Origin of the sequence: Virgibacillus sp. DJP39 (assembly GCF_049310925.1) — a bacterium.
Taxonomy (GTDB): Bacteria; Bacillota; Bacilli; order Bacillales; family Amphibacillaceae; genus Virgibacillus_F.
In genome coordinates, this window is the sequence record NZ_JBMERP010000130.1 from 1 (window position 1) to 6,441 (window position 6,441).

Here is a 6,441-nt window from a genome sequence, read left to right on the forward strand (position 1 = left end):
ATAGCAAATAATGCAATGATATAAGCCTTCCATGCTTTAAAGTACTGATACAATAACATAAACAAAACTGGCACTACTGACATATCAAATGGAATAGCCCTAATAGCAATAGGAAGGAACTGCGTTGGGTATTCCCAAAACTGGATCTGCATTCCGATTGCATCTAAATATGTGGTTGTTATCATTATTATCGAACCAAACAGCAAAATTTCAAGAATTCTAGATCTATCAGCAAGCTTAATGAAAACTACCCAAGGGGCAGTGAAAAGTACGAACAGCACCCACCATTCAAAAGTAAAAAGCTCGTACTTGAACCAACTTTCTACATCTAAACGATACGCCTCTTGTTGTAGCTTATTAACTTTTTCCAAGTATTCATATTTATTATCCATAGTATATAATCTTCCCCAAATGTAGTTTCTATTCGCATTAAGTTTTAAATTATGGAGGTGGAAGGTATGAAGAGCGATGTTGGTGTACTAGTCGTCGGATCAGGGCACGGGTCTTTCAATGGGTTATTACCTAAAAGAGACTGGGCTTTCATTTACTTTAGTTGACGGCGGGAAAAGAGTTGGTGACGTTTGGCGAAATCGGTATGATTCCCTTAGATTGTTTAGTCCGAGGGCTTATAGTTTTTTGCCGGGAATGAAACTACTGGGTATACAGGATGGATTTCCAACAAAAGACGAATTAGCAGATTATCTGGAGAACTATTCAAATCACTTTTCCATCCCGATTGATTTAAATACAAAAGTCGAGCAACTTGAAAAAATAGATGATCAATTTAGGGTTAAAACGAATCAAGGAGACTTGATAGCAAACAACGTCGTAATAGCAACAGGGCCATTTCAAAAACCTTTCATTCCAGAAGTGCCAGGAGAAATATCTACAGGAATAAGTCAAATCCACTCATCAGACTATCGTGGACCTCACCAGATTTCTAAGGGACCTGTTTTGGTTGTAGGCGGGGGGAATTCTGGTTTACAAATTGCAGCAGAGTTATCTAACACCCGTAAAGTATACGTGTCTTCTGGTCATGAACTCGTATTTATACCATACAGAATCTTAAATAAAAGCTTCTTTTGGTGGTTGAAAATTACTGGCCTTTCCAGGGTTTCCACCAATGCAAAACTGGCAAAGGTACTAAAAAAAACAGAACCGATAATCGGTACAGAATCAAAGGCTTTAATTGACAGTGGACAGTTGGATCTAAAAGGAAGAACTGTATCATTTTACGGAAAAGAAGTTGAATTCCAGGATAAAACAAAAATCCAGGTGGAGAGTATTATCTGGGCTACAGGATATCAATTTTACTTTAGTTGGGTAGATATCCCAGGTGTTTTTGATAGTCTTGAAAAACCGATTCATCAGCGGGGTATCAGTCCTGTAGAAGGGCTTTACTTTTTAGGTTTACCCTGGCTCTCACGGGTAGGTTCTGCACAACTTAACGGGATAGCACACGATGCTAAGTATTTAAGCAATTACCTGAAGAAAAGAAGATCTGGAAGCACAGGTCGGTAATGCTTTAGGAGAGGGGATTTGTAATGAAGAAAAAAGTAGCGCTGTTTATTGTTTTGGCTATACTTCTAACACAGATGCCTATTATCGGACAATATTTTTCCATAATTAATACATTAATACATGAAACTGGTCATGCGCTAATAGCAATCATAACAGGTGGAGAAGTACAGTCTGTCTCTTTATTTTCAAATACGGAAGGGGCCACTCTTACAAGTTATCGGTACTGGATTGGTGGGTTTCTGACTAGCATAGCCGGATATGTCTTTTCATCCCTCTTGGCTTACCTATTTATGGTTTTAATCTTTAAAAGGAAAAGTGGATATGTTCTATCAATCCTATTAGGAATTCTAATTGTGAGCCTAATCTTCTGGGTTCGAAATCCCTTTGGCTTATTTTGGGTCATCACAATAACAAGTGGGTTTTTATGGGTATTATTGAAAGGGTCAAAACCAGCCTTGGATAATATGGCGTTATTCCTAACATCCCTATTGTTAGTTGAATCAGTCACATCATCACTTGAAATTATGTATCTTGGGTTTGTGTCTCCAAATAATGCAGGTGACGCAACCAATTTAGCTGATGTAACGTTTATTATTCCAGCGTTAATATGGGGAACCTTTTTCTTTGTACAATCCCTATTTTTTGCACGGTTGGGACTAAAGAGGTATTTTTAGATAAACTGTTCATTCCACTTACCTGGTGCGTAAGTGGAATGAACAGTTGAATACAGATTAGTTGTTATCCAAGCGGTTGTTGGCTAGTCATACTTGTTTGTTGACCTTGACCTTGTTGACTTTGATTTTGCTGACTTTGACCTTGTTGGCTTTGTTGTTGAGTGATTTGATTTAATTGTTGTTGAGCATTACCAAGTGCTTGGTTTACTTGATTAAGGGCTTTGTTCGATTGTACATACTGCAATCCTTCATTCAATGTCTTAATCGCTTGCTGGAAAGTTTGCTGGAGCTGTTGATCAGCTTGTTGCAATTGCTGTTGCGTTTGACCATTAAATTGCTGAATTTGCTGCATCAATTGATTTTGTTGTCCCTGGCTCGGTTGGCTTTGTTTACTTGATTGGCTTTGCTGACTCGAGCTTGACCCAGAATCGCGCATACGGCTAATCTGACTTCTTAATGATGCCAGTTCTTCAGCCACTTCAACATCAGCATACTTTCTAGCTTCAGACTTAACGAGTTTTTCTGTTTTTTCGTCCATATTTTTTGCCTCCTGTGAAGTGTATTAATGAAACAAAGATAGTAATGCCACGTATAAACAATTATATCAGTGGGATAAAATGGAGATAGAACCTAGCTGGTAAGGTCTGCTAATCCAGTCATATTATCCATATGGCTGGCAATCATAGCAATAATTGTGCTTGCCTCTTCCTTCGTGAAAGTAAACGTATTTTCGTCTTTAAAAAGCTCGTCGTCTTCTGTCCAAATTCGGTTTGTTCTTCTGATCACGCCATCACCGGTTGCACTAACTACACCAAATTGATAAGTTACTTCAACTTCATCTTCAATTTGGAATGCAGTGACTTCGGGTGTTTCCCATTCCACACCAATTTCTTCAAGCGAGCTTTCCTCATTTACGGATTCTCCAATAAAATATTCTTCCTCTTCATCATCTTCTATAACGTATTCGTCTTCACCGTTAACATCTTCTACATAAAACATTTCACTCTCACCATTCATAAAGTCATGAAAGCTTTCATGAACAGCATCAATTACATCCTTACTGTCAGCAAGAATGATTCTTGCAGGTTGTTCGAGATCCAAATCGAAGCTTTCTAAGTAAAACTCTTCATTATGTGGATCAAATAGGATGGTGCAGAAGAATTCCCTATCGTCATTTTCGGTCTCAACAAAAAAATCAATCCTGGGATGTTTTGCACTTTGATCGACAGTCATATGTCCAGTCTGTTCATATTTCTCACAAATTGATGTCAAATGATCCTGAAGATCACCAGTTATTCTATTAAACCATTCCATAGACATATTATTACCACCCTTTATATTTTTTCCTCATCCTAGCTTTTCCAAAGTTAGCGCGTCTATTCCATGCCACTTCTATCCATATTTTAAGTGCCAGCACTGACAGGATTTGTACTATAATTATGCTGTGATATAATTATTAATATTTAAAAAATTTAAGGTGGAGGGAAAAAATGAAGTTAGCAGAAGCCTTGATTAGAAGAGCAGATCATCAAAAAAGAGCTGAACAGTTAAAGCATCGGTTATTAAATAACTCGAAGATACAAGAAGATGAAACGCCATCTGAGAACCCAAAACAATTGGAGAAAGAGTTAGGTGAAGTGTTGAAGGAGTTAAAAAGATTAATGATTGGAATCAATCAAACAAACCATGAAACAACTTTCAATGATCAGTTGTCTCTAGGGGCTGCGCTTGTTGAACGCGACATCATAGCGAAAGAACGGAAGGTGTATAGCGAATTAGCGGAACAAGCATCTTTGAGGCAGGATAGATATTCACGAACTGAGATCAAATATGTGACACCATTTAATGTGAAAGAACTACAAAAGCAAGTAGATGAATTAGCCAGACAATACAGAGAATTAGACACAAAAATTCAAGAGTTAAATTGGCGAACAGATTTGCTTCAATAGTGTATGTTGATGGTAGCGATTATAGAAAAGCGAGTACAACCCAGCAACAGGGCTAAGTTGGAATATGGCAGGGGTTCCGGGGTAACTCCAGAGGTTCAAGTCCTCTCTAACGACTCAGACCCAGAACTGTCACAAGCGAACATACAAACGTTTAAAAATTACTACCATGTACTGATTTTTATAATCGTGAGGGTGGGTTCTGGGGTCACTATACATAAAAAACAAGTCTGTTCCCATTGGAGACTGGTCTCAAAACTAATTTCTGTAAGTGTATTTTCCTTATCTGCAGACTCGCAGATGTAATGTTCTTGCTCTTCATCATTTTAGTATTGATCAATAAGTTAACATAAGCGCAGACTGTTTTTTATCCAATCTGCGCCATCAATTTACTTATTCACTTTTTTTATCATCATAATTTCCTTTTCCTTATTAAGCCCCGCTGACCATTCCCCTGTATGTTCTTCCAAGCACCATTCAAGGGTATCACGCATAGTCTCTTCAATTGGTCGAAAACTTAATCCAGCTTCAACTGCTTTATCGTTATTTGCATGCATCATCCCATTCATGTTTAATGAATCTGGTAGCCAAAAGGGCAAATCGATCCATGGCTCAACTTGATTTTCAAGTAATACTGATTCCTCTATCCAATAAAGTTTTGTGTTTTTAGGAGAGAGTTTCTTATTAGTGAACGCTTTAGCCTCCTCGTGACTTAGCGAAGTATTCTGCCGGAACGGCGACGAATAAGTTTTCACTACGTCGCATTTTATACATTATGTGTCAAAAACAACTTTTAAAAATCAGCCTGAATTAAAGTTGCGCATTGTTCCTTACAACTAATACTTTTTTAAATACAGGATAGATGATATATCCTGTCGTTACACCTATTACATTTAGGAAGAGGTCATCCACATCTAAACTCCCGCGCCCTGTTAGAAACTGAAGCAGTTCAATTAACGATATGGAACCAATTGTTAATAGTGAAATTTCGGTGAAAGTGGGTTTGAATTTGATATATCGGTAGTACAATCCAAATGGAATAAACAAACCAATGTTTGCACCGATATTATAGAGTGCTATCAATAAATCGACCTCACCTGATAAGTAAAAACGAATAGTTTCCAATGGAATGAGATTAATGGTATTGTGACTGCTGTTCGGTCTGAAAAATAATAGAATTAATAACGCTATTCCATAAGCAAATATGGCTAGCTTAAATGTTCGTGCTGCTATTAGCAGTTTAATATCAGCCAACCAGCAACCAATAAATAAAGAGATGAATGAAAGACAAAACCAGATAACCACTATAACAGTTGAATGAAGGTAGCTGGTCAGTTGAACCCATACAGGTAATAGAATTACGAATAAAACCTGTGCAATTAAAAGACTAAATCCTAAGCGCTTTTTCATATTACCTCCATAATTTGATGTGCTATGTTTATATCTTTATTTTACCATTAAAGGGGTGCAACTGCCGGTTGAACCTCACGAACCATGGATTCAACTAACCGTTGATAGTCTTTATGCATCGACCTGTGCTAGGTTTAATTAAACAGGGCGCACTGTTCGATTATTTTTTACAAAGGATGGATTAAAATGCTAAATGAAAAGTTAATTGGATCGTATATCTCAAGCTTAAGAAAAGAAAAGGATTTAACCCAGGTGGAGCTTGCTGAACAGGTAAGTGTCAGTCACCAAGCTGTTTCGAAGTGGGAAAGGGGAGATTCGCTTCCTGATATTGGGACACTGCTTACATTAGCAACATTATTCGGAACAACAGTAGATTCGATCCTTAGTGGAGGGAGAACTAATCAGGGTTTTAGAAATGTAGGGTCATTGGTTCAGGAGCTCTCAGACAACCGGCCAGACAAAGCTGCAGCATATATTAATGAGGGGGAAGCAGATGTTAGTGGGTTCGTTTCCATTGCTCCATTTCTAAAAGCAGGTACAGTTGAGCAGGTGACAGAAGGTATTGATGATCAAACGCTAACTACGGAGTATCTTGTGCAATTGGCTCCATTTTTAGATAGCGGGACATTAAGTGGTTACATTGCAAAAAAAGGTCACGTTGAGACCGATCAACTTATCGCGATTGCTCCATTCATCGATAGTAAAACGTTAAAACAACTTATAAACACTGACGATCACGACTTAAATATAGAAGATGTTATATGCATTGCACCGTTTTTAGAAGATGACCTTGACCAATTAGTACTTGAAACAAGCATAACAAACCCCAACATGGAGTACGTTCATGCTTTGGCCCCTTTCATAAAAACGGATACCTTGCTTTATTTAAT

The 6,441-nt window shown here is 37.8% G+C and carries 9 protein-coding genes; 4 read left to right on the forward strand and 5 right to left on the reverse strand.

Annotated features, from left to right (window positions below):
• Positions 1-392: CBO0543 family protein (locus ACOI1D_RS20785; protein WP_422504019.1), on the reverse strand; the 392-nt coding region annotated here is incomplete at its 3' end.
• Between the two features lie 118 nt (positions 393-510).
• On the opposite strand from ACOI1D_RS20785, the gene ACOI1D_RS20790 reads away from it, so the two are divergent.
• Together ACOI1D_RS20790 and ACOI1D_RS20795 are read left to right on the forward strand one after the other, a co-directional pair.
• Positions 511-1,521 (forward strand): flavin-containing monooxygenase, encoded by a 1,011-nt coding sequence (locus tag ACOI1D_RS20790; RefSeq protein WP_422504021.1) that lies wholly within the window; start codon positions 511-513, stop codon positions 1,519-1,521.
• Between the two features lie 23 nt (positions 1,522-1,544).
• The gene (locus tag ACOI1D_RS20795) at positions 1,545-2,195 is read left to right on the forward strand and encodes a M50 family metallopeptidase (protein WP_422504022.1); all 651 of its coding nucleotides are present in this window, start codon (positions 1,545-1,547) and stop codon (positions 2,193-2,195) included.
• Positions 2,196-2,259: 64 nt separating this feature from the next.
• On the opposite strand, the gene ACOI1D_RS20800 is transcribed toward ACOI1D_RS20795, so the two are convergent.
• Positions 2,260-2,733: a hypothetical protein gene (locus ACOI1D_RS20800; protein ID WP_422504023.1), complete on the reverse strand. Its 474-nt coding sequence runs from the start codon at positions 2,731-2,733 to the stop codon at positions 2,260-2,262.
• A gap of 92 nt (positions 2,734-2,825) precedes the next feature.
• A complete protein-coding gene (locus ACOI1D_RS20805) occupies positions 2,826-3,515 on the reverse strand; it encodes a hypothetical protein (protein WP_422504025.1) in 690 nt (229 codons plus the stop codon).
• A gap of 170 nt (positions 3,516-3,685) precedes the next feature.
• Here ACOI1D_RS20805 and ACOI1D_RS20810 point away from each other — a divergent pair, with 170 nt between their 5' ends.
• Positions 3,686-4,144, forward strand: a complete 459-nt coding sequence (locus tag ACOI1D_RS20810) for a DIP1984 family protein (RefSeq protein WP_422504026.1) — start codon at positions 3,686-3,688, stop codon at positions 4,142-4,144.
• A 386-nt stretch (positions 4,145-4,530) separates the two neighbouring features.
• On the opposite strand, the gene ACOI1D_RS20815 is transcribed toward ACOI1D_RS20810, so the two are convergent.
• A complete protein-coding gene (locus ACOI1D_RS20815) occupies positions 4,531-4,896 on the reverse strand; it encodes a hypothetical protein (protein WP_422504028.1) in 366 nt (121 codons plus the stop codon).
• 55 nt (positions 4,897-4,951) lie between these two features.
• Complete coding sequence (locus ACOI1D_RS20820) at positions 4,952-5,551, reverse strand: VanZ family protein (RefSeq protein WP_422504030.1); 600 nt, start codon at positions 5,549-5,551, stop codon at positions 4,952-4,954.
• Positions 5,552-5,737: 186 nt separating this feature from the next.
• On the opposite strand from ACOI1D_RS20820, the gene ACOI1D_RS20825 reads away from it, so the two are divergent.
• A partial coding sequence (locus ACOI1D_RS20825) for a helix-turn-helix domain-containing protein (protein ID WP_422504032.1) occupies positions 5,738-6,441 on the forward strand: 704 nt, incomplete at its 3' end.

Coding starts and splice junctions, on each gene's coding strand:
- ACOI1D_RS20810 (WP_422504026.1), top strand. CDS start 3,686: ATGAAGTTAGCAGAAGCCTTGATTAGAAGAGCAGATCATCAAAAAAGA.
- ACOI1D_RS20820 (WP_422504030.1), bottom strand. CDS start 5,551: ATGAAAAAGCGCTTAGGATTTAGTCTTTTAATTGCACAGGTTTTATTC.
- ACOI1D_RS20800 (WP_422504023.1), bottom strand. CDS start 2,733: ATGGACGAAAAAACAGAAAAACTCGTTAAGTCTGAAGCTAGAAAGTAT.
- ACOI1D_RS20805 (WP_422504025.1), bottom strand. CDS start 3,515: ATGTCTATGGAATGGTTTAATAGAATAACTGGTGATCTTCAGGATCAT.
- ACOI1D_RS20790 (WP_422504021.1), top strand. CDS start 511: ATGGGTTATTACCTAAAAGAGACTGGGCTTTCATTTACTTTAGTTGAC.
- ACOI1D_RS20795 (WP_422504022.1), top strand. CDS start 1,545: ATGAAGAAAAAAGTAGCGCTGTTTATTGTTTTGGCTATACTTCTAACA.